The sequence below is a fragment of the Streptomyces sp. NBC_00104 genome, from assembly GCF_045160825.1.
GTDB lineage: Bacteria > Actinomycetota > Actinomycetes > Streptomycetales > Streptomycetaceae > Streptomyces.
Genome location: NZ_CP108215.1, coordinates 4,930,995 through 4,957,061 on the forward strand (window position 1 = coordinate 4,930,995; position 26,067 = coordinate 4,957,061).

Here is a 26,067-nt window from a genome sequence, read left to right on the forward strand (position 1 = left end):
TCCCGATGTCTACGGCATTTCCTGAGCATTACAGGCCCGGCAGCGGCCTGTGGCGTGTGTGACAGCAGACAACAGCGCCCACGGCGCATCGGAGACCGGTCGGCTCCTCCTTCATCTTCCGCACCACCTCTTTCCACGCGGTGAGGGCGTGGTCGAGGCGGGACAGGTTGAGGTGGTCGAGCTGCGCGTAGGTGATCGTCACGGTGGTGACCCCGTTGGTTGGGACGGTTCGACGTCGGCTGCGCGTGCGTCAGCCGAAAGCGGCACGGATGTCGGCGTGCGCGCCGTTGAACGTCGCCGTGTGACGCGCTCAGCACCTGTGTACGCGGACCATGTGTCCCACGTCTTCCGACCGAGGTCGCGGTAGGTGGTGTGCAGAGCTTCGCACTGGTGGTCCATCCACCGGGTCGCCGGGGGCTTCAGGGCATCGCCCAGCCGACCGTCCCAGCTGGCGCCGGACAGACTCGCGGCTGCCTCGCCCCTCGGTGTCGTCGACATACGGGCCCAGGGCGGTTCAGGCTGATACGTAGACAACATCACACATTTACAGGCGCCACACGCGTGAGCGATGCGTGAGCGGACGGCGCGAGACGAGCCGTCACACGCTGGTCCTTGCCTCCATGCCGCGTGAGGGTGATCAGGCGAGGCCCCTCGTTCCATTCGAACGGGGGCCTTTCCTCACGTCTGGAGTCCACAAAGAGTCCACATGCCCATGCGAACCCCAGACGCGCCTCTCGCAGACCTGCGCGGTATCCGTCGGGAGGGCGGCCCGGGCAGGTGAGGACCCCGAGGAGGCCAAGCTGCGCCGGACGAGATCGGATCTGGCATACTTGAAGTATGGCAACTCGGAAGATCACCATCACCGTGCCGGAAGAGCTGGTGGAATCGATCAAGGAGCGCGTCGACGCGCGCGGGGTGTCCGGCTACATCGCGGCCGCCGCCGCTCATCAGGACGCCATGGACCGACTGCGCGAGTTGGCCGAACGTCTCGAAGAAGAGCACGGCGCCGTGACGGACGACGAGCAGCAGGCAGCGCTGGACCGCATCGCCGCCATTGACGGCTGGCATGACGAGCAGCGATCACACTCGGATGAGGCTGCGTGAGCCGCACCGCCCGAGCGAAGCTGCACCGGCCGCGACAGCGAGTCTTCGTGTTCGACTCCGAGGCTCTCTCCAAGGCGGTTCAGGGCGATCGGGAGATGGCTGCGCTGATCAAGACGGCTCCGCGGCTGGACATCCCGATCGTCACCTCGGCGCTCACGACCTTGGAGGCGTGGGACCCTCGCGAAACGTCGAGGCAGGCACTGTGGAACTGGACGCTGTCCCGGATCCGCATCGTGCACACGGACGACCAGGTGATCGCCATGGCGCGCGACATGCTGAAAGCAGCCGGCCTGCATGGGCACAAGTACGCCATTGACGCCATTCTGGCGGCTGTGGCCGGGCGGGAAGCCGTGCAGGGAGCTCAGGCAACCGTCTTCACCTCCGACACCGACGACATGAATCAACTCCTCGCGGGACACGCCGTGCGAGTCGAGAAGGTCTGACGATGACGAGACGCCGCCTGTACCTCACTCCGGCCACTCGCCAGCTCCCCTGAGCAACCGGTGCCCTCGTCGGACAGCATCCACCAGCACGTATGCAGCACACACAGGAACGGGAAGCACCGCGAAGACGTGAGAATTGCGGAGCGTTTCCCCGGGCCAGACACGCTGTAGTCGATATTTCCGCAGGCCACAGCCCCGTCCAGGGAAATCTCCTAAAGCGGGTGTCGCAGGTTCGAATCCTGCCGGGGGCACAACGCGTTATCGCCCTGACCTGGGGTTTATCCCCCCAGGGAGGGGTTATATCCGGCCTCGGACGTCTCGTCCGGGGCCGTTTGCGGAGCAGATGGGGAGTTGATCTCCCGAATTTCTCCCAACCGATCAGCATCATTCGGCACGGAGTCCGGGCCGGGATTCTCCCTGTTGTTGGGCTGAGCCTCCGCTTCAGGGGCCATGATCCCCGAGACAGCGCGTGCGCGCGGTACGAGTTGGGCCACGGCCACGGCTATCGCCAGGTCGGCTTCGGGAAACAGGCTCGTGTACGTGTCGGCTGTGATGGTGATCGAGGAGTGGCGAGCAACTCCTGGACGTCCTTCAGGTCGGCGCCAGCCGCGCGGGGCGGCGTCGCGGCACCATGACGAAGATTTCCGACCCCTGGTGACGGGTCCACCACGCTGGTTCCTCACTGTCGTGGGCTCGCTGGTCGGATGCCGGCGACGGGAAGGGGGCGTGAGCGAGATCAGCGTGCCGGACGGATGGCGGACAGTACGCTGAATCCAGCGGGATCGGGCCCGCAGCACAGTGTCCGGGAGGTGCTTCATGACGGCCGAGATGATGGCCCCGGCGTGGATGCATGAGCAGATCACCGCGGAGGAGTACGAGTCCTGGTCCGAGGAGCAGTGCGCCGGTATCGAGATCGTGGACGGGATGGTCGTCGTGAGTCCGAGTGCGTCCAAGCGGCACAACCGGCTGGCCCGGATTCTGGCGAACGCCCTGGATGCCGCCGCGGGCCCGGAGTGGAACGCCGACACCGACTTCGACGTCCGGCTTCAGGACGTCCCGCTCACCAATCGCCGCCCGGACGTCGTCGTGTACCGCGCAGACACGATCGACATCACCCCCACCCGTCCTGAGCACGTGCTGATGGTCGCGGAGGTGGTGTCGCCGGGCTCGGAGACCACCGACCGGATCGTGAAGGTCGACCAGTACGCCAAGGCAGGCATCGCCTTCTACTGGCGGATCGAGCAAGCCGCGACAGGCGTTCCTCTCGTGTACACCTACGTTCTCGACCCCGCGACGAAGACCTACCGGGACGGAGACGTGTTCACCGGCGTCCTCAAGGTAGCGGCCCCCTTCCCGGTGGAGATCGACCTCGGCCAGATCTGACCACGCGCTGCTCAGCAGTCGGCGGCGCGTGAGCGATGCGTGAACGGACGGCCCGATACAGGGCGGCATCAGCCGGATCAAGTGGCTCGCCGTGCGGTTCTGACCAGGGGAATCAGCACCGCGTGGCAGCACCAGGCACCACCCGGCAAGGATTCGAGGCCCCCTCTGTCAGCTCCGCCTGGGACAGGCCGAGCTCGACCCGACGGTTGTGGACCGCCTGCCGGAGATCGCCGGCCAGCCGCGCGTCCACGTACTCCTGGTCGTACTCCACCGCCTCGCCCGCAAGCCGCCGAGCCCGGCGTGTCCTCCAGGTGCTGTGATTCATCAGCTCTCCTTGCGCCGCTCGTACGTGTGCTGGGCATGGCCATGCTCGGCCTCGCAAACCTTCTGAGCCTGGTGCGCCCGCTCGACTTCCGCCGCTTCACGCATCCTCGTCTCACGGAAGACCGTCAGCAGTACGATCCGTTGTCCTGGCGCGAGCCAGTACGGGATGCGTACGGCTTCGCCGTCCAACTCGAAGCGGAGCTCACGTAGCTTGCCGCCCAAGTGCCGCGAGTACGGCTCGCCGAGGGACGTCGGCTCGTCCAGCAGTCGGTCCGTCTTGTCCTCGGCCCGTCGATAGAGGCGGAGTGGTGGAATCGGCAACGGCAAAGACCACTGCGACCGTGAGGATCGGCCGCTCGGACACGTCGTAGCGGTCCGCCCCCTTGACGCGGCAAGAGTTGCGCCGCATCAGCTCGTCGTCCACGGCCGTGTTCATCAGGGCCCGCGGGAGTCGGTAGGCCTTGACACCATACGGTGGCTTGCGCGCTGCGGGACCTGAAGCCGAACAGACTCACGCAGTGCGCGGCACCACTCCCTGCCCCGGCCCCGCCCGGCTCCCGTCGACGGCGGGGATGGCCGGGCCCCCGGCCCCCTCCTGTCCTGCCGTCGGACGGGCTGTGCGGACTGTTGCTTCGTCAGCCGCCGCTTTCCGCCTGGTCGTTGGCAGCGGTCATGGGGACCCATCCACCCGGGTTGCGGTACCAGTATTGCGGCAGCCCCTTGATGCTGGTGGTGCGGAACGGGCGGCCGTGGTCGTCGATGCGCACCGTGCCGCTTCGGCCCTGTGAGGACCAGTCGAGTTCGAGGTACCAGTCGCAGGTGCAGGACTCGGTGCTCGCGGAGACCATCAGGACCTCCGGCTCCCGCAGGGACACCTGGTAGGGGAAGTCGATCGCGGGAGTCGGTCTGTCCGGGTCGTTGCCGGGCATCGAACGGGCCAGGGGGCGGTGCGCGTCGAGGTTCACGGAGAAGTAGCGGGGGACGAGGATGGTGCCGCAGCCTTCATACGTGGAGTAGGCGATGCCCCGGCGGGAGGCGGGGGTGGTGTGGTTGACCACGCGCACATGCAGTGCTTCCAGGACGACGGCGGCGGAGCCGCGTCCCTGGACCGAGATCCGCAGATTGGTGGTGCGCCCGTGCACCGCCTCCTGGGACGCGGCCCACACCGCGGCGTCCGCCGGGTTCGGCGGCGGTGGGACCTCTTGCGGTGGCTTGGCGATGACGTAGTTGTGGTCGCATTCGAGCTGCCACAGCTGGGAGTTGGCCGTCCAGGTGAGCGGGACCGTGTCGGCGCTCGCCCGGTTCTTCTGCGGGCTGCCGTCGCTGGGCGTGGCCGGCGCTGAGGGTTCCGGTGTGGTGCGGGCGGAGGCCGACGCCCCACCGCCGCCGGAGGGGGGTTCGGCAGCGGATGCGGTGAGGCCGGCGAGCGCAAGGGCGAGCGAGGCCGCCACCGCTATTGATCGCACGGGCCGTCGTCGAGGGCGCCAGGCATGGGGCCGCCGGTCGGCCGGTGAGTTCGGCCCCGGGCGTGGGTCGGCCGGTGGGGCCGACTCGGGTGCCTTGTCCGCCGGGCTGCTGTGGCTGGCGGATGCGGCCGATGCCATGGTGCTCGTGGGGTCGTGGGGCGTCGGTGCCCGCCGGGCATCGGACGGGCGTGGGCGTTGCCGTGCCGCGACTGCCAGGATCCACCGGCGGTGCAACTCCACGCGTTCCTCGGGGGAGGCTCCGCAGTGTGCCGCGAACCGCTCGATCCTGGTGAAGTCCATGGGCACCGCCTCACCGGCGCAGTAGCGGTGCAGTGTGGAGGCATTCATGTCCAGCCGGCGGGCCAGCGCCGCGTAGCTGCGGTCCGTACGGTCCTTCAGACGTGTCAGCAGCAGCGCGAACTCCGCTATGTCGTCGTGGATTGCATCCATGTGGTCCGTACCCGCATCCATCCGTCGGCCTGTGCCGTCCCGTCATGTCCTGATCCCGGACGCCATTCCCGGCACTCCCCATACCTGCACGTCAATAAGGCTGGGATGGTTGCAGGTTGGCGCCGTCCCTCTCCTCGGGACCACCCTCACCCGCGGCGCCGGGGGCGTCGCCTTCCGCGCCGCCGCCGGCCGGGCCCGCACACCGCATCGGATCACCGCTTCCCACCGGTGAGCTGCGCGGCCTGGAGGAGTGGGTCGGGGACGGTCGGGGATGGTCGGGGATGGTCGGTCGGGGACGGTCCGGGGCGTCGACGCACACGACTTGGTAGCGGGCTGCTCGACCCTTGTTGCCCGATCGCCTCTGCCCTCCGGGGTCACCACCGCTGCGCGGGCTCTGGGGCAGGGCCGTTTGCACCGTCGTCGGCCAAGGCGGCGGGCGCGGGTCGAGTCCCCCAGGTGTCCGGACGCCGGCCTCAGTGGGTTCCCATCCCGGACAGACATCCCAGGCTTCCTTGTCTCCGCAGGTTGTCGGGGGTGGGATCGTCCCACTGTTGCAGGTCGGGAGCAGCCGTTGTCCCAGCCCCATGCGGCATTTGACGCTATGGCTGTCGCACCGGCTGCAGCGGCCGACCGCACGGCAGCGCCACGCCCCCGGACTCACCCGTCCACGGAGACACCCGTCTCTTTGGGCACCCGGGTGCAGGGCTCGGACGCTCAATGGGACGCCCGACCACCTTCGCCCCCGCCACCGCGGTACGAGAAGGAGGCGGGTGGTGTGGCGGCGACAGCCCGGCACGCGACCTCATACCGATCAGAAAAGGAACACGCATATGAACGTGAAGTCCCTTGCGGCCCACCGTGTGGCCGTGGCCGCGGGTCTCGTCCTGGCTCTCGGGTGTGGTGTGTCGGCACAGGCCTCCACCACCGGACCGCGAACGACCGGCGGGAAGGCCAGTGACGCGGTGACGCACCGCTCGGGCGGCAGCGGCGCCAAGAGCACCATCGCCGCCTGTTCCCAGAAGGTCCTCGGGGTGTCCGCCGTGACGGAGCCCGCGGACAGCAAGGACGCCAGGCACCTCCTCCTCACCGTCCAGAACGCCGGCGACAAGAAGTGCAACCTCTACCGCTACCCCCTCGTGCGGCTCGGCAACGGTCGGACCACAGCCCCCGTGATCAAGGAGAGCGACCCGAACCCGGGCGTGCCCGTCACCCTCGCTCCGGGTGAGGAGGGATATGCCGCTCTGCTCGTCAACGGCCCCATGGACGAGTACGAGGCGAAGAGCATCACCCTCAGCCTCCAGGGCCGTAAGCCCGGCAGCAGCGCGGGCAAGCCGATCGATGTCCCCATGCCCGTCGACACGCTGTACGCCAACGACTTCCAGCGTGTCACCTACTGGACGACTGCTCCCGGCTACGCCCTGGATTTCATCATGTCGAAGTGACGGACCTCGATCGCAACCGCCTCCCAGCGGCTGACCAGAACGCTCACAGGGCCTACTGAACACCGGTCGAAGTCGGCCGATGGCGCGGCAGCACCACGCCGCCCCGCCCACCATGCACCCGCCCCTGGGACACTTCGACCGCCCAGGACGCGAGGGGAGGCGGGTCCCGCCGTTGGCCAGGGCGGGGGCGGCGATCAGGCCGTGCGGTGGGGCGATGCTGGTGCCGGCGGCCTTGAGCGTCTTGTGGATGGTGAGGTAGGCGGTCGCTCCCGGTCGTCGGTCGGTGCGATGCGGTCGCTCCCGGTCGACGGTCGGTGCGATGCGGTCACGGAATTCGTGCCGTACCGCAGCGAGGGCTTGTGCGTAGCGAGCTTGCCTTACGGGATCCGGGGCGGCGGCAACGTCGGCCTCGATCTCGGCCACGGTGATCACCCTCTGGAAGCGGTTGGGGCGGGCCGTGGACCGGAACCAGGCCAGGACACGCGGGTCGGGCTTCGCCCGGGTCGTGAGCTCGGCGACGACATCGGCGTCGAAGTGCCGACGCTGGTCCTCAGGCAGCGACTCCCGGCTGTCACGGATGGTCCGCGGCGGATGCGACGACGGGCGCGGCGGGTGAGGCACACCGTTCGAAGCTGTGGTCATCGGCATACCCCGCGTGCATCGGGCTGCGTACTGCTGCTGGTACCAGGGCTACGGGTTTCCGCCTGCCCGCCCACAACCTTGGGACAAGGGGACAAGAGCGGGGGAGGACGTCACCGTCGCGGTGGGCCAGGGGCTCGGCCGACCCGAGTTGGTGTCGTGAAGGTGACTGGGCACTTCAGTTGACGGATGAGCGCTTGAATGGGCGGAGCAACGTTCAGGGCGCCGCAGGACTGAGCGGTGAGCCCGGTTCGCTTGACACGAAGGTGGCTGACGGATCGACGTCCGGCTCGGCTATGGTGCAGGCATGTGCTGCTGCGCCGCCATGACTACCCGTACCGCCGCTTAGCGGCGGTATCCGAGGTTGCCGTACCGCGGCCCCTTGCTGACGTACCGCCGGATCAGTGTCCTGTCGGCAGTCACACGCTTGCTCTTGTGCTGCCGGGCCATCCTGCCTGATCAGGGGAGTCATGTCTCAGTCGCAGCGTTTCGATTCACAGTACGAAAACCCATGCCCATGCCCATGCCCATGCCCATGCCCATGTCCGTGCCCATGCCCGTGTCCGTGCCCGCATGCGGCCGGCCCCATCGTCACGCGGGACCCGTGTGTCGCCACCCTGCTCTTGATGGTCGGGCTCCCCGGAGCCGGGAAAACCACCCGGGCCAAGGAGCTCGCCGCAACGCACCGGGCGCTGCGGCTGACCCCAGATCACTGGATGATCCCGCTGTTCGGCGATCCGATGGCCGACGGCAAGCGCTGGGTGCTCGAAGGGCGGCTCATCTCGGTCGCCCTGCAGGCGCTGCGGCTGGGGACCAGCGTCGTGCTCGACTACGGGCTCTGGGGCCGCGATGAACGATCGGCACTGCGCTGGCTGGCACGGTCGGTCGGGGCAGCATGCCAGGTGGTCTACGTGCCCGTGGACAAGGACGTCCAGCTCGCCCGCATCACGCACCGCCAGGCGACGGCACCGCATCAGACGTTCCCGATGAGCGAGACCGAGGTAGACCAGTGGCGGGAGCAGTTCCAGGTGCCTGACGCCGCCGAACTCGACGGCGGCGAGATCCCCACCCCACCGGCGGGCTGGCCGGGCTGGCCGGATTGGGCGGAAGACCACTGGCCCTCGTGCATCGACAGCTGACCCGGCTGTCCCGTCCGGGAGCGTCCTGCCTGGCCTGCGGCGCCGCTGTCGTGTTGCCGCAGGCCGGCACACGCGTCTCCGCGGGCGGCCGGCGTCGTTCGACTCGCTGACTCAACCGCTCACTCGCCGACTGAAGCGCTCAGTCACGGAAAACCACGATCTATGACTGGAGTATGAGGAAGGACGGTCTATCGGGGAGCCCCGTGCCCGGGCGACCAGGCGGACTCGACGCCGTTCCACGATGACGGTCCGCCAAGTGCCCGGACGAGATGTTCCTGCGAGGGATCGAGCGAGCGGCGGGCCGCGTTGACGAACCTCACGTGTGCCTCGTACAACCCGCTGTGAATCGGCCGGAGTTCCTCAAGATCCGCCGGCTGCCGGCCGTGGAACAGGATCGTGAACTTCTCGACGACGTCGCAGATCTGCTCAGCCGCCGCCATGGCCTCCTGGCTTGCCACGAGGGACATCGATTGCAGAGCGGCATTGAACGGCGCCCAGACGACGGTAGGCGCGCGTCTGTCCACGAACGCTTCGCGTAGCTCCATTTCCACGGCTCCGAAGGCCTGGAGAAACTTTTCGTAGGCGGCGGTTCGTGCCTCCTGGAGCCACTGACGGTTCTGGCTGCGCCGGCCCACGATGCCACCGGCGATGACACCCACTACGGTGGCGGCGATGCCTCCAGCGGTGGATATCAGGAGTGCCCACGGGACAGCCACGTTACGTCTCCCTCCGGTTCGTTCTGCTCAGAATCCCGCACCAGGACCGACAAGATCAACGATCGGAGCGGCGGGTAAAGGATCGCATCACCGCGTGCCACAGCCGTGCCGGATGCAGGAGTCAGCAAGGGTCGACAAGGGCGACTGGCGGGCGAGTTACTGCCTCCTGGCACAGCCAAGAAAGCCGCAGGTCACCGGCGGGACGCCCGAGCCCCTCCCCTAAAGCAGGTGTCGAAGTTCGAATCCTGCCGGGGGCACAGCAAAGCGCCAGTCCAGGAGGCCCTCCGTCCGGCGGGCGGGAGGGTTCCTGCGCTGCAGCACACGTACTCCGCCTCTTGGACTTGGCAGAACGTCACTACGATCACGGGCCATGGACTGGCTGGAGCGCACCGCGAAGCTGAGGCAGTGGACCAGGAGCGGGACACGCGCTCCGCACAAGCCGCTGCTGCTCCTGTATGCCCTCGGCCGGTTTCAGGAGGATGCCGACGGCGGGCTGCGCTACACCGCGGTGGAAGGAGACCTCCAGCGGCTGTTGACCGAGTACGGGCCACCGAACAAGACGACGCCCGCCTATCCGTTCCACCACCTGGTCAGCGACGGTGTGTGGGAAGTGCGTACCGATCGCGGGCCCGGCAGTCCCGGGACCGGGGTGCGGGATCTCCGCGAGACAGGTGCCACCGGGCAGCTCGCGCCGGATCTGAGGACTGCGTTGCGACGCGAACCGCAGCTGCTCGCCAGGATTGCGCGGTCGCTGCTCGATCTGCACTTCCCGCCCACGCTTCACAGTGAACTGTGCGAAGCCGTCGGCCTGGAGCTGGAGCCGACCGAGACCGAGCACCTCTCGACCGTGAGACGACAGCGGGACCGGCGGATGCGGGAACTGGTGCTGACCGCCTACGAGTACCGGTGCGCCTTCTGTGGTTACGACGGCAGGCTCGGCGCGGTGCCGGTCGGGCTGGAGGCAGCGCATGTGCGGTGGTGGGCGTTCGACGGACCCGACGACATCGAGAACGGGCTGTGCCTGTGCTCACTGCACCACAAGCTCTTCGACAAGGGTGTCCTCGGGGTTGGCGACAGTCACCGCATCCTGGTCTCGCAACGCTTCGTCGGCCACAGCCCCGCTGCCCGCGAACATGTCATAGCGCTCGCCGGCCGCCCGCTCGTCGGCCCACAGCCGGGCGCACGCCCAGTCGCAGCCGCCCACCGCGACTGGCACACCAGCCAGGTCTTCCACGGCAGTCCACGCCCGGCTACTGATGTCTGATGTCTGATGTCTGATCAGTGGGTCAGCAGCGGCATCAGGGACGTGGCCGACCGGCGTGGAGGGCGTAGACCCCGGGGGGTGTCGCGCCAGATCGTACGACTGGGGTCGACGGCGTGCAGGCGGTGAAGAGGTCGGCCACCGGGATCCGCGACCTGGTAGCGGTGATCCTGGAAGGCCGTGTGGACGCGGGCAGCTCCGCCGCTGGGTGCCGCAGGCAGGAACTCCCGCGTCCCGACACCGTGTGCCCGGCGGAGGTCGGCGAGATGCTCGGCCTCGATCCCGCCTCGGCCTTCGACGCGGCCTTGATCACCGGTGGACTGCCTCCGACCTGTGCGGAGTGGCGCGCCCGGCGAGGCCGTCCGCAGTCGTGGGCGTCCAGCGCTCGCACGCCTCCCCCTTACCGGGTGGCCAGGGCGGCGCGCGCCGGTCGCAGCCGTGAGGCCACGGCCTCGGCTTCGTCTGCAGACGAGGCTGTGGGTGTGAGTGTGAGTGTGAGTGTGAGTGCGGCTGTGAGTGTGGGTGTGACGGTGGACGGGGCCGCGCGTGCGGGCCGGTGGGGAAGTGGGTGGAGGGCCCGAGGCGTGCGTCGAGCGCGGTCCGCCCCGCTGATACATCAGGGAACCTGAGAAACAATTACGCCTGCCGCGCGGGCCCCGTCAAGGCTGTTGCGGCAACCTCTCCCCCTCCGAGACGCGGGGGGGGTGGCACCCCGAACGATGCGTCCGACACGTCTCGGCAACACCCTTGTCATCCGGCGTCGGCGTGTGCATCATCGTGGTCATCATCAGGGTTCCTGATATCGGGCGGGTCGCCCGGCCCTACCGGGACGCGAAGGAACCCGCCACCGCTCTCCGCTGCCGGCCCCGGCTTCCCCCAGCGGCCTCAGCCGCCCGTTCCGGCTCCCCCCAGCAGCTTCACCACCCTCAGTTCCGCTCCCTCGACGTGCCCGGAGGCATTCATGAGCGCACCCATGAGCACACCCGTGAACGGCAATTTGTCCCGAAGATCCGTTCTCCGGGGAACGGCCGGTGCCGCGGGGCTGTTCACCGCAGGCGGTCTGCTGACCGCCTGCGGTGGCATCAAGGCGTCCTCGGCGCAGACCGACGCGGTGCTCCGGATCGGCTATGTCTCGCCCAGTACGGGCCCGGCCGCGGGTTTCGGCGAGCCGAACGCGTATCTGCTGAAGAAGATGCGGGCCACCTTCAAGGACGGGCTGAAGATCGACGGCAAGAAGTACTCGGTCGAGATCGTCGACCGCGACAGTCAGTCGAATCCGCAGACCGCAGCGCAGGTCGCGACCGATCTGATCAACAGCGAGAAGATCGACCTGATGCTCGTCACCTCCACGCCGGAGACGGTCAACCCCGTCGCCGACGCGTGCGAGGCGGCCAAGGTCCCGTGTCTGTCGACTGCCGTGCCGTGGGAGGCCTGGTACTTCGGCCGCGGCGCCACCCCCGAGAAGCCGTTCACGTACACCTACCACTTCTTCATCGGCGTCGCGGAGATCCATGCCGCGTACACCTCCCTGTGGACGAAGGGCGGGGTGGAGACCAACCGGCGGGTCGGCGTCATGTGGCCCAACGACCCCGACGGCAAGGCGATCCGGCAGGGGCTCGGGCCGCAGCTGAAGAAGAGCGGGTTCAGGATCGTCGACCCGGGGGCGTACGAGGACGGGACGAACGACTACTCGGCGCAGATCGCGGCGTTCAAGAAGGCGGACGCGGAGATCTTCAACACCTTCCCGCTGCCGCCCGACTTCGCCACCTTCTGGAAGCAGGCCCGGCAGCAGGGCTATCGGCCGCGCATCGCGTCCATCGCCAAGACGGGTCTCCTCCCCTCCCAGATCGAGGCGCTCGGGTCGCTCGGCCACGGCCTCAGCGCCGGCTTCTGGTGGTCGCCGAAGTTCCCGTTCACGTCCACCCTCACCGACCAGACCGCCGGGCAACTGGCCGACGACTACGAGAAGTCGACGGGCAAGCAGTGGAACCAGGTCATCGGGTCCAACATGGCGCTCTTCGAGGTCGCGGCCCACGCGCTGAAGGCGACCTCCGACCCCAAGGACCGGGCGGAACTGGCTGCCGCCCTCGGCAAGGCCAGGCTCACCACCGTCGCCGGGCCGCTGGACTTCACGTCCGGGCCGGTGAAGAACGTGTCCACGGAGCCCCTGGTCATGGCGCAGTGGCGCAAGGCCACGGGGGGCGGCAAGTTCGCCGTCGAGCCGGTCATCGTCGACAACGGCGCCTTCGGCGACATCCCGCTCGGAGGCGAACTTGAGCCCCTCCGCTGAGCCGGTGACCGACACCGTGGGGACAGGGGAGGCCGCCCCGGCGGCCGCCCCGGCCCCGCCGGTGCTCACCGCGAACGGCATCCACCGCCGCTTCGGCAGCCTGGTCGTCCTCGAAGGCATCGACCTCACCCTCGCCCCCGGCGAGGCCCTGGGCATCGTCGGCCCGAACGGCGCCGGAAAGACGACCCTGCTCGACATCCTCTCCGGGGCCCAGTCCCCCTCCGAGGGCCGCGTCACCTTCCAGGGTCAGGACGTGACCCGCTGGAAGGTCGACCGCCGATGCCGCAGCGGCATCGGGCGCTCCCATCAGGTGCCGCGCCCCTTCACCGGCATGACGGCCTACGAGAACGTGCTGGTCGCGTCGGTGCAGGGCGGCTCGCACCGGCGCCGGGCCGCGGAGCGGCACGCGCTCGGCGTACTCGAGCGCTGCGGCATGCTCGGCCAGGCCAACCGGCCCGCGGCCGCGCTCACCCTGCTGGAACGCAAGCGGCTGGAGATGGCGCGGGCGCTGGCGACCGATCCGCAGGTGCTGCTGCTGGACGAGATCGCCGGTGGCCTCACCGACGCCGAGACGGACGAACTGATCGCCACCATCCGGCAGTTGCGCGCCGACGGCATCGCCATCGTCTGGATCGAGCATGTCATCCACGCGCTGCTGCGGGTGATCGACCGGCTGGTCTGTCTCGCGCAGGGCCGGGTCCTGGCCGAGGGCGAACCGGACGCCGTCATGTCCGATCCCCGGGTCGTCGAGGCCTACCTCGGGAGCGCGGCATGAGTCTGCTGTCGGTCGAGAATCTCGAAGTACGGCACGGTCTGCTGCGCGCCGTCCGCGACGTCTCCTTCGCCGTGGACGAGGGCGAGGTCGTGGCGGTGGTCGGGGCCAACGGTGCCGGAAAGTCCACCCTGCTGCGGGCCGTCGCCGGAGCACACCGGCCGGCCGAGGGCCGTATCGGCCTGGACGGTGTGGAGGTGACGGCACGGCGGGCCCACGACCGTGTCGCGGCCGGAATAGCGCTGGTCCCGGAGGGACGGCGGCTCTTCGCCGACCTCACCGTGGAGGAGAACCTGCTGGTCGCGTCCCGGGTACGGCGCCCCGGACCGTGGGACCTGGCAGCCGTCGTGGCCGCCTTCCCGCTGCTCGACGGACTGCTGAAGCGGCGCGCGGGCAACCTCTCGGGCGGCGAGCAGCAGGCCGTGGCCATCGGCAGGGCGCTGATGACCAACCCCCGGCTGCTGCTGCTCGACGAGGTCTCGCTGGGCCTCGCGCCCATCGTGGTCGACACCCTCTACGACTCGCTCGGCACGATCCTCTCCGGCGGTACGACGGTGCTGCTGGTGGAGCAGGACCTCGGCCGCGCCCTGGGGGTGGCCCGGCGCGTGCTGTGCATGCTCGAAGGCCGCGTCGTCCTGGACGAACCCGCGGGCGAGGTCACCCGTGAGCAGGTGGTCGAGGCGTACTTCGGACTCGGCAGGGCGGCGGCCCCGGACCGCGCCGCCACGGCCGCAACCGCGCAGGAGGAGCCGGCATGAACTGGATCAACGCCATCGTGCAGGGCGTCATGCTCGGCGGTGTCTACGCGCTCTTCGCCTGCGGCCTCTCCCTGATGTTCGGCGTGATGCGGACCGTCAACCTGAGCCACGGGGACCTCGCGGTCCTCGGCGCGTTCCTGGTCGCGGTGGTGGCAGCCGCCGTCGGCATCAGCCCGTTCTTCGCGGTACTGCTGGTCCTGCCCGTGATGGGCCTGGTCGGAGTGGCGTTGCAGCGGGGCATCCTCAGCAGGGCGCTGCGCACCGGCGAGATGTCGTCGATGCTGGCCACGTTCGGCCTCGCGATCGTGCTGCAGAACGTGCTGCTGGAGATCTTCAGCGCCGACTCCCGCTCCCTGGACGTCGGCTCGCTGTCCACGTCCGGTCTCCAGCTCGGGTCGTCGGTGAGCATCCCGTACCTCGGTGTGCTGACCGTGGCGGTGGCGGTCGCGCTGCTCGGCGGGCTGCAACTGCTGCTGGCCCGTACGGGCATCGGCCGGGCGATCCGCGCCACCGCCGCCGACGCGGACACCGCCGAGCTGGTCGGGATCGACAGCCGCCGGGTGTACGCCTGGGCCGCCGCCATCGCCGTCGCCACGGCGGGTCTCGCGGGAGCGTTCTTCGCGATGCGGTCGTCGTTCAGCCCGTCCATGGGGCCGACCCAGCTGCTGTTCGCCTTCGAGGTCGTCGTGATCGGCGGGCTCGGTTCGCTGTGGGGGACGCTCGTCGGGGGCATGGTCCTCGGCGTCGCCCAGACGGTCGGCGCGCAGGTGGATCCGCGCTTCTCCATCGTGGCCGGACACGTGGTGTTCCTCGCGGTCCTGGCCTTCCGTCCGCAGGGACTGCTCGGCATGAGAAGGAGCCGCACATGACCACCGCACCACCGGTCGCCCCCGCAACCGCCACCGTCACCGCCACCGCCACCATCCACCGGTGGACCCCCGTCTCCCGTACGGCGTCCGGTGCCCTGTCCGCCCTGCTGCTCGCGCTGGCGTTCGCGCCCTTCGTCTTCACGCCCGAGGCGACCGCGAAGCTGACGACCCTGTTCGTCCTCGTCATCGTCGCGGCCATGTGGAACGCGCTGGCGGGCTACGCCGGTCTGGTCTCCGTCGGCCAGCAGGGCTTCATCGGCCTCGGCGCGTACGGAGTCTTCCTCTTCGTCGACCGAGGCGTCACCCCCTTTCTCGCGGTCGTCCTGGCGGCCCTGCTCGCGGGTGCCGTCGCCGTACCCACCTCGCTGCTCGCGTTCCGGCTCACCGGTGGACAGTTCGCCATCGGTATGTGGGCGATCGCGGAGTTCTTCCGGCTGGTCGTCGTGAACACGCCTTCGCTCGGCGGCGGTTCCGGCCGCTCGCTCACCGATCTGTCGGCCACCGATCCGGCGGTGCGGCAGGCCCAGGTGTACTGGCTCGCCCTGGCGCTGATGAGTGTGCTGCTGCTGGCCGTGTTCGTGCTGCTGCGCAGCAGGCTGGGGGCTTCGCTGGAGGCGATCCGCGACGACCCGGTGGGCGCGGCCTCCGTCGGGGTACGGGTCACCTCGGCGAAACGGCTGGTCTTCGTGCTGGCGGCGGTGGGCGGTGCCGCAGCCGGCGGACTCACCCTCGCCAACACCCTGCGGGTGCAGCCGGACTCCATCTTCGGGGTCCACTGGTCCGCGTACATGATCTTCATGGTGGTCATCGGCGGCCTCGGCACCTTCGAGGGACCGGTCATCGGGGCGATCGTGTTCTTCCTGGTGCAGGACTGGTTCGGCGACACCGGAGGCACCTGGTACCTGATCGGGCTCGGCGCCCTGGCCATCGGGATGACGCTGTGGATGCCCCATGGGCTGTGGGGTACCGTGGCTCGCCGACGTGACCTTGAACTCCTACCTGTCGGCTATCGGGTGAAGACACCGGGCGTCTGACCTCGACGACGGTCTCGCCCGACCTTCCCGACGACCGACCAAGAGGTGCGCACGATGGCGGAGGCAGCCGATCGGGATCCGGCGTCGGCTCCGGGGCCGGGGCCGGGTGCGGATGCCGATCCGGACCCCGAGGGCCACAAGGGCCCGCTGACGATCTATCTCGTCAAGCAACTCGAACTGGCCATCCGCTCCTTCATGGACGAGGCCCTACGGCCGTACGGGCTCACCACGTTCCAGTACACGGCCCTGACCGTGCTGCGGCACCGAGGCGGGCTCTCCTCCGCCCAGTTGGCCCGCCGCTCCTTCGTCAGACCCCAGACGATGCACGAGATGGTGCGCGCGCTGGAGGAGCGCGGGCTGATCGAGCGCGCCCATGCCCCGGGAAACCGGCGGATCATGGAAGCCCGGCTGACCCGGGAGGGGGAGGAACTGCTGACGGCGTGCGCGCCGGCGGTGCAGAAGCTGGAGGACCGGCTGCTTCTCGACATGCCGGAGGAACGGCGGTCCGCGTTCCGTCAGGGCCTGGAGGACGGCCTCGCCTCCTTGACGGGGTGGCACCACGGCTGACGGCCGGGGCACAGCCCGCGCAGGAGGTCAGTGGCCCTTCCCTCCAGGGGGACGGGAGGGAAGGGCCACGCCTGGTCCGCTTGACCCGTTGCCCCCGGAAGGCAGCGCGGACACGGGGCTGGTGTCGACGTGGCTGCCCGGTGCCGGGGCGGCGCGGGTAGGGCGGGTAGGGCGGGTAGCCGGAACGCGCTGTGACTATCCCGCCGCCAGGGGCGTGGAATTGAGTTCGCGTATCAGCTGTGGAGTGAGCAGTTCGCCGGCCCGGTCGGCGAGGACGGCCATTTCGTAGCCGACCAGGCCGACGTCACATCCCTCGGGAGCGAGGACGCCGAGGCAGCTGCCGTCGCGGATGCGACCGACCATGAGGAAGCCGCCGAGCATTTCGATCATGACGAGCTTCATGCCGTGGAAGCCGTGGGTGGCCGCCGCGTTCTGGGCGAGGCTGGTGATGCCCGAGACGACGGCGGCGAGGTGGTCGGCACGATCTCGGCCGAGGCCGTCCGAGGCGGCCATGAGGAGGCCGTCGGAGGAGACGGCGACGGCGTCGATGACACCGTCGGTGGTGCGTACGAACTCCGAGATGAGCCAGCCGAAACTCTGGACGGCGGTGGTCACGATGACACTCCTTGGGTGCTTCTGGCCTCGGCACGGGCGACACCTGCTCGGAAGCCGTTGAGCAGGGCGGAAACGGCGGGCCTGGCGGGGGGTGGGGGTGTGGCGGAGCGGTCCTGCGCCGGGGCGAGCAGGCGCCCGGGCAGGACGAGGAGGGCGGACAACCCGCCGCCGGGGGTGTCGAAGAGCTGGACCTGCGCGCCTTCACCGAGGCGGTGGACGAGCCGGCCGACGACGAGGTGGCCGAGGAACCGGGTGGGTGCGGCGAGAAGGGCTTCCTCGCCGGATTCGGAGAGACGAGCGCGCGCACGTTCCTTGTCGGCTTCGGACATGCCGATGCCGTGGTCGACGACGGCGAAGCAGTAGGTGTCGTCCTGGGTGTCGTACCAGCCGTGCACCTCGACCGGTTCGGTCGGAGGTGAGAAGTTCAGCCCGTTCTCGACGAGTTCGGCGAGGAGGTGGGCGACGTCCGCGACGGCGTGCCCGCGCACCCGCACCGGCTCCACCGCCGCGATCAGGACCCGCCGGTACTGCTCCACCTCGGCGACCGCGGACTGAACGACTTCCAGACCGTCGGCGGGTGCCGTCGTGGGCCGCGGCGGATTCTGCCCGGCCAGGACCAGCAGGCTTTCGGCGTTGCGCCGCATACGGGTGGCGAGGTGGTCGAGCTCGAAGAGCTCGGCGAGGGCATCCGGGTCGAGTTCCTGCCGTTCCAGACGGGTGATGAGGCTGAGTTGGCGACGCACGAGGTTCTGGTTGCGGCGGCCGAGATTGGCGAGCGATTCGGTGGTGTTGCGGCGCAGGCCGGCCTGCTGGGCAGCCAGGTGGAGGGCGGTGCGTTCCACCTGGCGCAGGGACGCCGCGACCTCGGCGATCTCCGCCGCGCCACCCAACAACTGTGCCTCGGCGGCGTCCGGGACCTCCGCCGACGGGAGGATCTCCCCTTGGTCCTGCGCGGATGGGTACTTCGAGGATTGGTCTTTCGCGGATTGGTACTGCGCGGATGGGTACTGCGGGGGCTGCTGGATACGGGCGACGGTCGCGGGCAGCCGGTGGCGCGCCACGTCGTGGGCGGCCGCGGCGAGTGCGCCGAGCGGACGGGTGAGGGACCGTGAGGCGAAGGCGGCGAGGCCCGCGACGAGAGCGGCCATGAGTGTTCCCGCGACGAGGTAGGCGGCGAGGCCCAGTTCCGCCTCGTCACTGAGCCGGTCGGCCCGGTCCCGTACGTCGTCACCGACCGACTGCTGGACGGCGTACAGATCGTCGACGAGTACGGTCATCGCGTCCCACCACGTGCCGACGTCGGCGCGCAGCGCGGTGCCGTCGGCGGCGCCCTCCGCCTGATTCTCGTAGGCGGTGGCGCGTTGGGCGTCCTTGGTGCCGAAGGCCTTCTTCAGGGCGGCGCGCTGGGGCGCGGTGGCGACCTGGCGGAAACGGGTGAGGGCGGCGACGCGCGTGGCGCGCACCTCGGTGAAGGTGAGGTACTCGCGGCCGTGGAAGGCTCCCTCGGCGAACACGCCGTTGAGGAGACCGCGTTCGAGAGCGACGGACTCCTTGGCCGCGGCCAGTTCCTGCAACGCCGCCAAGCCGTCGCGCAGTTGACGGTCGGCGCGCGTCGCGGTCTCCGTCACCGGGTCGACGGCGTTGAGAGCGTCGACGGCGGTGGTGTAGAAGGCGAGGGTGGCGGTCCGGTCGGCGGTGTCCGTGCCGACGGTGACCCTGTAGGTCGTGCCGGCGGTGTCCCCGCCGGCAGGGGTGCCCTTGTCTGCAGGGGTGTCCTGGTCGGCAGGGGTGTCCTTGTCGACTGCGGCACGGATGGTGGCGAGGCGTCGCAAGTGCCGCTGGATGACATCCGCGACGGCGGGTTCGTGGCGCATTCCGCGCAGCGCGGTGTCAACGCGCTTGCGCGTAGCGGCGAGTGGCGTGCGGAAGCTCTCCTCGCCGCCCAACAGGCCGTTGGTCAGGCCGCGTTCGCGTTGCAGCTGGTGCACCAGCGCCTGGACCCGCAGGCTGAGGCCGACCTCGGCACGAGTCGTCCGCGCGTCGCCCAGGGCCTCGGCGCGGCCGTACATCGCCAGGCCGGCGACCGCCAACAGCAGGCAGATCGGGACCGTGATGACCACTGCCACACGTCCTCTGATGCTGCGCCAGCCGGGCAGCGGCCGACGGTTGGTCAGTGGCCGGTCGCCGGGAGTCGTTCGGCTGCCGCGTCGGCGACCTGAACCGCCCCTGCCGAGACGGCCCTTGGCGATTGCGCCGAGCCCGCTGAGCCTGCCGGGCAGCAGCCGAAATGACGTCGACACCCTCATGTCACGAAGCTAGTCCGACTGCCATAGCGGCCGGTTTCCGGCCTGTTAGGCCCGTGGGAACTTCAGTTGCGCCGCCCTCACACCGCAGGCCGGGAGACTGTGACACACAGGGCGTCGCCGTGCCCCGCCCACGACGCCGATGCGGTGACGGCAGCGGACCGCGCCGCGTTCTACCGCTCCTGTACGGCCGGGGGCCGACCGGCACGCCCCGAGGGCAGCGTGCCTGAACTGGGCTCAGGCGCCCGGCCATTGGCTGCCGGCCGTTCCTTCGGCCCCTTCTCCGGCTCCTTCTCCGGCCCCTTCTCCGGAGCTTCCTTCAGCCGTTGCTTCGCTGCACGCAGCGGCAGGAAGAGCAGCAGCGCGAAGGGCGAGAGCAGGATGGTGAAGACCAGCAGCGGCCCCATGACCAGCGGATGGATCCCGAGCCGCCGCCCCTCGCGATACATCCACTGCCCGATCAGCAGGTCCCAGGCGATGATCTGGGCCCAGATCGCGCCCGCGCCGTTGGCGAGCACCGTCAGAGCGCGGAAGTTGTCGATGTCCGGGTTCGTGACCACCTCCCAGAGTTCCGGAAAGACCGGCAGCGCCATCACGAGATAGACGGCCAGTACCGGCACCACTGTCAGCGGCGACGCGGCAATACGGGCGGTCGGGCCCCACCCCGGCGCGAAGATCATGAGCAGCCAGACCGGGGCGGCCAGCCAGAAGGAGACCTCGAAGAGAAGACCGGTCATGCCACAGGCTCCTTGGTGTCGGAAGCGCCGGACGGCTCCGAAGCGCTGGACGGCTCGGAGCCAGTGGACGGCTCGGAAGTAGGGGAAGCCTCGGAGGTGCCGGAAGGCTCGGTCGGGTCAACTTCCCTCCCGGGAAGGCTCGTTGCTGCCCGCTCTGGGCTCGCGGTCCGCAGTGCCCCGTACGCGCCAGCCGCGACGCCGACGAGGATCAGCCCCGCCGCCGTCAACGTCGCCCCGTCCGGGCGGGTCAGTGACTGCCCGCGCAGCGCCTGCCAGGTGAGCAGGGCGAAGACGGCGGCGTAGGCGGCCGCGGCGACCAGGATCAGCCGCAGACGTACCCGCTCGGCCCGCAGTCGCGGCAGACGCGGCGCCAGGGCCACCAGCCCCATGAGCACCAGCGGAAGCAACTGCAGCGCGTGCATGCCGAAGAAGTGCGGTACCCGCAGATCGCCGCCGGTGGTCGACCAGCCGGTCAGCGGCATCGAGGGGCCGCCGTCCGGTACGCCCACACTGTGGGCGCCCACCACCCTGGAGACCCCACGCTGCTGGCCGGGCGCCGGCTGTGTCATCAGGAAGCCGACCGCCGCTCCGGCGAGGGCGAGCACGACGCCGGACCGCATCGCCCAGGCGGACGCGCGGTCGGCGAGCCTGGCGCGGAGCAGGAGGACGGCGATGGCCAGGGTGCCGAGCCACAGGATGACGACGGTGATGGCCATCGCGTTGAACAGCGCTTCGTCGAAGGGTGTTTCGAGGTTGAAGTGGCTGCGCTTCCCGCGCACCACCTGCCCGGTGATGATCACCATCTCGACGACGCTCGCCATCGCGACGACCACGCCCGCCCACCAACCCACCCGCCGTGCGCGGCGGGTGGGCAGCAGCGACAGCATCCAGGCCAGCGACAGTCCGTACACCACGAACGACAGCGAGAACTTGAAGGGCTTGAACCAGATCGGTGAGCCCACGAGCTGTCGGTCGTCGACGACGAGCCCCACCCCGGACACGACGGCGAGAACCACCATCGACAGCGAGAACACCACCAACGGCCGGTGCCATGAACGCCATACGGGCATACCTGTCTCCTCCGATCCTCCCCAGCGAAGCGGATAGCGATACTATCCACTATCTGATAGCGGCACTATCTATCATGGGAGACAGGGTTGGCAAGCCCGGGACAGCGGAACGAGGAGTGAACAGGCCGTGCGCATCAGCGAGTTGAGCCGCAGCACCGGAGTGCCGGTGCCGACGATCAAGTACTACGTCCGCGAAGGGCTCCTCCCGCCCGGCGAACTGACCAGTCGCAACCAGGCGAACTACGACGAGACGCACGAACGCCGGCTGCGGCTGATCCGTGCGCTGCTCGATGTGGGAGGCCTGAAGGTGGCCGCGATCGCGGAAGTCCTCGGCGCGGTCGACGACCCGGCCCGCCCGGTGCACAAGGTGCTCGGCGCGGCGGCGGACCACCTCGGCACGGCCCAGAGCGGTGACGACGACGCGGAGTCGGCGGCCGCGGGCGCCGTCGTCGCGGAGCTGATCGCGCGGCGCGGCTGGCGCGCGCACGGGTCGGACCCGGCCGCCGGGGACCTGGCCCGGGCGCTTGCCGCCATGGAGAGGGTCGGACACGGGGGGTTCTGGGAACTGCTCGACGACTACGCGGACGCCGCCGAGTTGGTCGCCCGCGCCGACCTGGACTATGTGGATCGACGGGTGGCGGTCGACGACCGGGTGGAAAGCGTGGTGGTCGGCACGGTCCTCGGCGCGGCGGTGTTCAACGCGTTGCGCCGCCTCGCGCACGTGGACGCGTCGGCGAGGCTGTTCGGGCAGGACAGGACCGCCGACGCCGAGCGGGAGGTACCGGCCACCTCCGCAGACACGCCGTAAGCCGTGCGCCGTGCGCCGTGCGCCATGACCGTAGCCGCCGCGACCTCCACGGCGGTCACGGCGGTCACGGCGGTCACGGCGGTCACGGCGGTCACGGCGGTCACGAGAGCCTCGACAAGCTCCCAGACACGCGTATCCTCGCCGGACGCTCCCTCACCGTTCCGTGGGCGTGCAAAGGACAAGGTCGAAACGTTCCTCCAGGTCGAGGTCGAGGTCTCCCCCGACGTCGACTCCGGGGAAGCGATCTTCAGCGGCGATGTGAAGAAGTGCGGGACGGGCACACTTGATGGCAAGCACCCCGGGAAGGATCGAGATCGTGATCATCTTCGGCACCAAGGGATACCTCTACCAGCTCGCGATACTGACGCTGGTGTGCGGGCAGTGCGGGAACCCCGCCGCGCACACGCTCAGGCAGCGGGTCACGAAGTTCACGCTGTTCTTCGTGCCGCTGTTCCCGATCTCGACGAAGTACCAGACGCAGTGCACCTTCTGCGGCGCGGAGCAGAAGGTGAGCGCCGAGCAGGCCGAACGCCTTCAGGCGCAGAGCGCGGGTGGTCACGGCGGCCAGCAGTACGGACAGCCGCAGCAGCAGCCTTACCAGTCCTGAATCCTGAACCCGTGGGCGCGCCTCGGCCCTGTGCGTCCTGAGCCGGTCCCCTGTGGGGAAGCTGTGAGTTCGCTGATTCTCATCCTTCCCTCAGTACTCGCTCAGCGTCGCCCCAGAAGCGGCCTCGACAGTCGCTGTCATGAACGAAATGAACGCGGGAGGCGTCCGGCAGCGCTCGGTCGAGATCGTGGTGCCGGTGTACAACGAGGCGCACGGCCTCGCCGCCGGTGTCGGCCGTCTCCACGCGTACCTCGAAGCATCCTTCCCGTTCCCGTTCCGGATCACGATCGCGGACAACGCGAGCACGGACGCCACCTGGGAGGCGGCTCTCGCGCTGGCCGACCGGCTCCCGCACGTCCACGCCGTCCATCTGGACCAGAAGGGGCGGGGGCGCGCGCTCAAGCACGTGTGGAGCCGGTCCGCCGCGGACGTCGTCGCCTACATGGACGTCGACCTCTCGACCGGCCTCGAAGGCTTCCTGCCGCTGGTCGCTCCCCTGCTCTCCGGCCACAGCGACCTCGCCGTCGGCAGCCGGCTGCACCGGCAGGCCGATGTCGTCCGCGGCCCCAGGCGTGAGTTCGTCTCCCGCTCCTACAACCTGCTGCTGAGGCTTGGCCTCGCCGCCGGTTTCTCCGACGCGCAGTGCGGCTTCAAGGCAGTGCGCGCCGACGTCTTCCGCGCGCTCGCCCCGCACATCGAGGACACCGCCTGGTTCTTCGACACCGAACTCCTCGTGCTGGCCCAGCGCAACGGGCTCCGCATCCACGAGGTCCCCGTCGACTGGGTCGACGACCCCGACAGCCGCGTCGACATCGTCCGTACCGCCGTCGACGACCTCAAGGGCATGGGCCGCATGCTCCGGGCGACGGTCGACCGCCGGGTCCTCGTGGCCGACGTGCCACGCCGGGCGCGACGCTCATGGGTTCCGGCCGCCCACCGAGCCCGTACGACTTCCGATGCGGCTCCCCGTACGGCTTCCCGTACAACCGCATCCCCCACCGGGAGCGCCGCCGCATCCCTCCCCCAACTCCCGCGGAACCTCAAGGACATGGAGTACGCGTCATGACGACCCTCGCCCCGCCGCCCACCACCGGGCGGGACGGCGGCCCGAGGCATCGGGCCGAAGCTCCTCCCGCCGGAGCCGCCGGAGCCGGGGGCGGTCTCGCCGCCCGGGCCCGCAGGATGTTCACCGGCGCGCCGGAGGACCCGCGCTGGGCGCGCCCGGCCCTGTGGGCGGTCCTCGTCCTGACCACGGCGCTGTACGCCTGGAACCTGTCCTCCCTCACCGGCAACACGTTCTACAACGCGGCCGTCTACAGCGGCACGCAGAGCTGGAAGGCGTTCTTCTTCGGCGCGCTGGACGCGGGCAGCTTCATCACCGTCGACAAGCCGCCGTTCGCGCTGTGGGTGATGGGCCTGTCGGCCCGGGTGTTCGGCTACGGCACCTGGCAGATCATGCTGCCGATGGTCGCGGTCGGCGTGGGCTCGGTGGCCCTGCTGTACCGGATGGTCAAGCGTGACTTCGGGGCCGTCGCGGGCACGATCGCCGCGCTCGCGCTCACCCTCACGCCGATCACGGTCGCCATCACCCGGGACACCAACCCCGACCCCGTCCTCGTCTTCCTGATGCTGCTCGGCGCCGCCACGCTGATGAAGGCCGTACGCACCGGCCGGCTGATGCCCCTGGTCTGGTCCGGTGTCGCGATCGGCTTCGCCTTCAACACGAAGATGATGCAGGCGTACGTCGTCCTGCCGGTCTTCCTCCTGGTCTACCTCTGGGCGGCGAACGCCTCGCTCGGCCGCCGTATCCGCAACCTGGCCGTCGGCACGGTCGCGCTGATCGTGTCGAGCGCCTGGTGGATGGTGGTCGTGGACCTCATCCCCGCCTCTTCCCGCCCGTACATCGGCGGCTCGACCGACAACACGGTCTGGGACCTGGTCATCGGCTACAACGGCTTCGGCCGGATCTTCGGTGCCGGCTCGTCGGTGGGCTCGCAGGGCAACGGGGCCAGCTTCGGCGGCGACGCGAGCGTCTACCGGATGTTCAACGAGATCATGGGCGGCCAGATCTCCTGGCTGATCCCCTTCGCGCTCATCACCCTGGTGGGCGGTCTGGTGCTGCGGGGCCGCGCCCCGCGCACGGACGCCAAGCGGGCCGCCCTCCTGCTCTGGGGCGGCTGGTTCGTCCTGCACTACCTGACCTTCGCCCTCGCCGAGGGCACGTTCCACCCGTACTACGTCACCGCCATGGCCCCCGGTATCGCGGCCCTGGCCGGGGCGGGCGGGGTCATGCTGTACGGCGCCTTCAAGGAGAGGTCCGTCGCCCAGTGGGGGTGGGTGCTGCCGCTGGCCGTCGCGGTGAGCGCGGTCTGGGCGGTCGTGCTGCTCCAGCGGGTCTCCGGCTCCGGGACGGTCTACACGGTCGCCCAGGTCGTGGCCGGTGTCGCCGGCGCGGTCGCCGTGATCGGGCTCCTCGTCGGACGGTTCACGCGGCGCCGGAAGCTCGTCGGGCTCGCCTCCCTCGCGGCGGTCGTCGCCCTGCTGGCCGGGCCCGCCGCGTACTCGGTGTCGGCGGCGACCACCGCGAGCTCCAGCGGCACCAACCCGACGGCCGGCCCCAACACCGGGGGTGGCATGGGCGGTGGCGGCGGCATGGGCGGCGGGCAGCGGCCCAGCGGGGACGCGCCGACCGGCAACGCACCCAGCGGCAGCGCGCCCAGCGGAACCGGCAACTCGGGTTCCAGCAACTCCGGTTCGACCTCCAGCAGCACCGGAAACTCCAGCGGCTCCAGCGGCTCCAGCGGCTCCAGCGGCTCCAGCGGCTCCAGCGGCTCCAGCAGCAGTCAGGCCGGTGGAGACGGTGGCGGCACGGGCGGCGGCGGTATGGGGGGCGGCTCCCAGGTCTCCTCCGAGATGATCACGTACCTGAAGAAGAACCAGGACGGCGCGACCTGGCTGGTGGCGGTGGCCACCGACCAGACGGCCTCCTCGATCATCCTGGAGTCGGGTCAGCCCGTGATCTCCATGGGCGGCTGGTCCGGCAGCGACGAGGCCATGACCCTCGCCAAGCTCAAGGCACTGGTGAAGGCCGGCAAGCTCCACTACATCGTCGTCAGCGACAGCGGCCAGGGCGGCGGCCAGGGCGGCAGCAGCAGCGCCGCCTCCGAGATCGCCACGTGGGTCAAGGAGAACGGCAGCGCCGTGAGCGACTACAGCGGCCTGTACCGCCTGGACGCGTCCGACGCGGGCTGACGGCGACCGCTTCCTGAC

General features: G+C 69.8%; 23 protein-coding genes and 2 pseudogenes. 16 read left to right on the forward strand and 9 right to left on the reverse strand.

All coding sequences use genetic code 11. From position 1 onward, the window contains the following. Nucleotides 1-28: 28 nt before the first annotated feature. Nucleotides 29-202 carry a hypothetical protein gene (locus OG272_RS21615; RefSeq protein ID WP_327729235.1) on the reverse strand — a complete coding sequence of 58 codons (174 nt, stop codon included), beginning with the start codon at nucleotides 200-202 and terminating at the stop codon, nucleotides 29-31. Between the two features lie 635 nt (nucleotides 203-837). Between OG272_RS21615 and OG272_RS21620 the strand changes: the two genes are divergently transcribed. The 3 genes from OG272_RS21620 to OG272_RS21630 all read left to right on the forward strand — a co-directional run bounded on the left by OG272_RS21620 (nucleotide 838) and on the right by OG272_RS21630 (nucleotide 2,930). Continuing rightward, nucleotides 838-1,104, forward strand: a complete 267-nt coding sequence (locus tag OG272_RS21620) for a hypothetical protein (protein WP_180685965.1) — start codon at nucleotides 838-840, stop codon at nucleotides 1,102-1,104. Continuing rightward, nucleotides 1,101-1,547: a hypothetical protein gene (locus OG272_RS21625; RefSeq protein WP_328223327.1), complete on the forward strand. Its 447-nt coding sequence runs from the start codon at nucleotides 1,101-1,103 to the stop codon at nucleotides 1,545-1,547. Before OG272_RS21620 ends, OG272_RS21625 begins: the two co-directional genes overlap by 4 nt. 816 nt (nucleotides 1,548-2,363) lie before the next feature. Further along, the gene (locus OG272_RS21630; RefSeq protein ID WP_327729232.1) at nucleotides 2,364-2,930 is read left to right on the forward strand and encodes a Uma2 family endonuclease; all 567 of its coding nucleotides are present in this window, start codon (nucleotides 2,364-2,366) and stop codon (nucleotides 2,928-2,930) included. Nucleotides 2,931-3,087: 157 nt separating this feature from the next. Here the strand turns inward: OG272_RS21630 and OG272_RS21635 are convergent. From OG272_RS21635 to OG272_RS21645, 3 genes and pseudogenes are all read right to left on the reverse strand, one after another. Further along, nucleotides 3,088-3,255 (reverse strand): annotated as a pseudogene (locus OG272_RS21635) (transcriptional regulator); the annotation flags it as partial. Next, entirely contained in the window at nucleotides 3,255-3,575 is a 321-nt protein-coding gene (locus OG272_RS21640; protein ID WP_405894537.1) for a type II toxin-antitoxin system RelE/ParE family toxin, read from the reverse strand. The pseudogene OG272_RS21635 and the gene OG272_RS21640, both read right to left, overlap by 1 nt. A 314-nt stretch (nucleotides 3,576-3,889) precedes the next feature. Further along, a complete protein-coding gene (locus OG272_RS21645) occupies nucleotides 3,890-5,170 on the reverse strand; it encodes a helix-turn-helix transcriptional regulator (protein WP_328223328.1) in 1,281 nt (426 codons plus the stop codon). Nucleotides 5,171-6,000: 830 nt separating this feature from the next. Here OG272_RS21645 and OG272_RS21650 point away from each other — a divergent pair. After that, nucleotides 6,001-6,612 (forward strand): DUF4232 domain-containing protein, encoded by a 612-nt coding sequence (locus OG272_RS21650; RefSeq protein WP_327729230.1) that lies wholly within the window; start codon nucleotides 6,001-6,003, stop codon nucleotides 6,610-6,612. 1,265 nt (nucleotides 6,613-7,877) lie between these two features. Further along, on the forward strand, nucleotides 7,878-8,390 hold the full coding sequence (locus OG272_RS21655) for an ATP-binding protein (RefSeq protein WP_327729229.1): 513 nt from the start codon (nucleotides 7,878-7,880) through the stop codon (nucleotides 8,388-8,390). 188 nt (nucleotides 8,391-8,578) lie between these two features. Here the strand turns inward: OG272_RS21655 and OG272_RS21660 are convergent, their stop codons facing one another. Continuing rightward, nucleotides 8,579-9,106 (reverse strand): hypothetical protein, encoded by a 528-nt coding sequence (locus OG272_RS21660; RefSeq protein WP_405894538.1) that lies wholly within the window; start codon nucleotides 9,104-9,106, stop codon nucleotides 8,579-8,581. A 370-nt stretch (nucleotides 9,107-9,476) separates the two neighbouring features. On the opposite strand from OG272_RS21660, the gene OG272_RS21665 reads away from it, so the two are divergent. The 7 genes from OG272_RS21665 to OG272_RS21695 all read left to right on the forward strand — a co-directional run bounded on the left by OG272_RS21665 (nucleotide 9,477) and on the right by OG272_RS21695 (nucleotide 16,657). Further along, nucleotides 9,477-10,370, forward strand: a complete 894-nt coding sequence (locus tag OG272_RS21665; protein WP_405894540.1) for a phosphorothioated DNA-binding restriction endonuclease — start codon at nucleotides 9,477-9,479, stop codon at nucleotides 10,368-10,370. A 970-nt stretch (nucleotides 10,371-11,340) separates the two neighbouring features. Further along, nucleotides 11,341-12,657 carry an ABC transporter substrate-binding protein gene (locus OG272_RS21670; protein WP_326582107.1) on the forward strand — a complete coding sequence of 439 codons (1,317 nt, stop codon included), beginning with the start codon at nucleotides 11,341-11,343 and terminating at the stop codon, nucleotides 12,655-12,657. Between the two features lie 4 nt (nucleotides 12,658-12,661). Beyond that, the gene (locus OG272_RS21675; protein WP_327729225.1) at nucleotides 12,662-13,432 is read left to right on the forward strand and encodes an ABC transporter ATP-binding protein; all 771 of its coding nucleotides are present in this window, start codon (nucleotides 12,662-12,664) and stop codon (nucleotides 13,430-13,432) included. Beyond that, nucleotides 13,429-14,187, forward strand: coding sequence for an ABC transporter ATP-binding protein (locus OG272_RS21680; RefSeq protein ID WP_326582105.1), 759 nt, complete (start codon nucleotides 13,429-13,431; stop codon nucleotides 14,185-14,187). The genes OG272_RS21675 and OG272_RS21680 overlap by 4 nt, the downstream gene beginning before the upstream one ends. Next, nucleotides 14,184-15,056: a branched-chain amino acid ABC transporter permease gene (locus OG272_RS21685; protein ID WP_326582104.1), complete on the forward strand. Its 873-nt coding sequence runs from the start codon at nucleotides 14,184-14,186 to the stop codon at nucleotides 15,054-15,056. Before OG272_RS21680 ends, OG272_RS21685 begins: the two co-directional genes overlap by 4 nt. Next, complete coding sequence (locus OG272_RS21690) at nucleotides 15,053-16,090, forward strand: branched-chain amino acid ABC transporter permease (RefSeq protein ID WP_405894542.1); 1,038 nt, start codon at nucleotides 15,053-15,055, stop codon at nucleotides 16,088-16,090. Before OG272_RS21685 ends, OG272_RS21690 begins: the two co-directional genes overlap by 4 nt. A 54-nt stretch (nucleotides 16,091-16,144) precedes the next feature. Then, nucleotides 16,145-16,657, forward strand: a complete 513-nt coding sequence (locus OG272_RS21695) for a MarR family transcriptional regulator (RefSeq protein WP_327729221.1) — start codon at nucleotides 16,145-16,147, stop codon at nucleotides 16,655-16,657. A 195-nt stretch (nucleotides 16,658-16,852) separates the two neighbouring features. Here OG272_RS21695 and OG272_RS21700 read toward each other — a convergent pair whose 3' ends face one another. The 4 genes and pseudogenes from OG272_RS21700 to OG272_RS21715 form a co-directional block, all read right to left on the reverse strand. Next, entirely contained in the window at nucleotides 16,853-17,272 is a 420-nt protein-coding gene (locus OG272_RS21700) for a roadblock/LC7 domain-containing protein (RefSeq protein WP_326582101.1), read from the reverse strand. Then, nucleotides 17,269-19,398, reverse strand: a complete 2,130-nt coding sequence (locus OG272_RS21705) for a nitrate- and nitrite sensing domain-containing protein (protein ID WP_405894543.1) — start codon at nucleotides 19,396-19,398, stop codon at nucleotides 17,269-17,271. Before OG272_RS21705 ends, OG272_RS21700 begins: the two co-directional genes overlap by 4 nt. Nucleotides 19,399-19,883: 485 nt before the next feature. Beyond that, nucleotides 19,884-20,312 (reverse strand): annotated as a pseudogene (locus tag OG272_RS21710) (ABA4-like family protein); the annotation flags it as partial. Further along, nucleotides 20,309-21,382, reverse strand: a complete 1,074-nt coding sequence (locus tag OG272_RS21715; protein WP_405894544.1) for a hypothetical protein — start codon at nucleotides 21,380-21,382, stop codon at nucleotides 20,309-20,311. The pseudogene OG272_RS21710 and the gene OG272_RS21715, both read right to left, overlap by 4 nt. A 127-nt stretch (nucleotides 21,383-21,509) precedes the next feature. Between OG272_RS21715 and OG272_RS21720 the strand changes: the two genes are divergently transcribed. The 4 genes from OG272_RS21720 (at nucleotide 21,510) to OG272_RS21735 (ending at nucleotide 26,049) form a co-directional block, all read left to right on the forward strand. Beyond that, nucleotides 21,510-22,190: a MerR family transcriptional regulator gene (locus OG272_RS21720; RefSeq protein WP_326582098.1), complete on the forward strand. Its 681-nt coding sequence runs from the start codon at nucleotides 21,510-21,512 to the stop codon at nucleotides 22,188-22,190. A 316-nt stretch (nucleotides 22,191-22,506) separates the two neighbouring features. Next, entirely contained in the window at nucleotides 22,507-22,797 is a 291-nt protein-coding gene (locus OG272_RS21725) for a zinc-ribbon domain-containing protein (RefSeq protein WP_327732219.1), read from the forward strand. Between the two features lie 139 nt (nucleotides 22,798-22,936). Next, nucleotides 22,937-23,863, forward strand: a complete 927-nt coding sequence (locus tag OG272_RS21730; RefSeq protein ID WP_327729217.1) for a glycosyltransferase — start codon at nucleotides 22,937-22,939, stop codon at nucleotides 23,861-23,863. After that, nucleotides 23,860-26,049: an ArnT family glycosyltransferase gene (locus OG272_RS21735; RefSeq protein WP_405894546.1), complete on the forward strand. Its 2,190-nt coding sequence runs from the start codon at nucleotides 23,860-23,862 to the stop codon at nucleotides 26,047-26,049. The genes OG272_RS21730 and OG272_RS21735 overlap by 4 nt, the downstream gene beginning before the upstream one ends. Nucleotides 26,050-26,067: the final 18 nt, after the last annotated feature.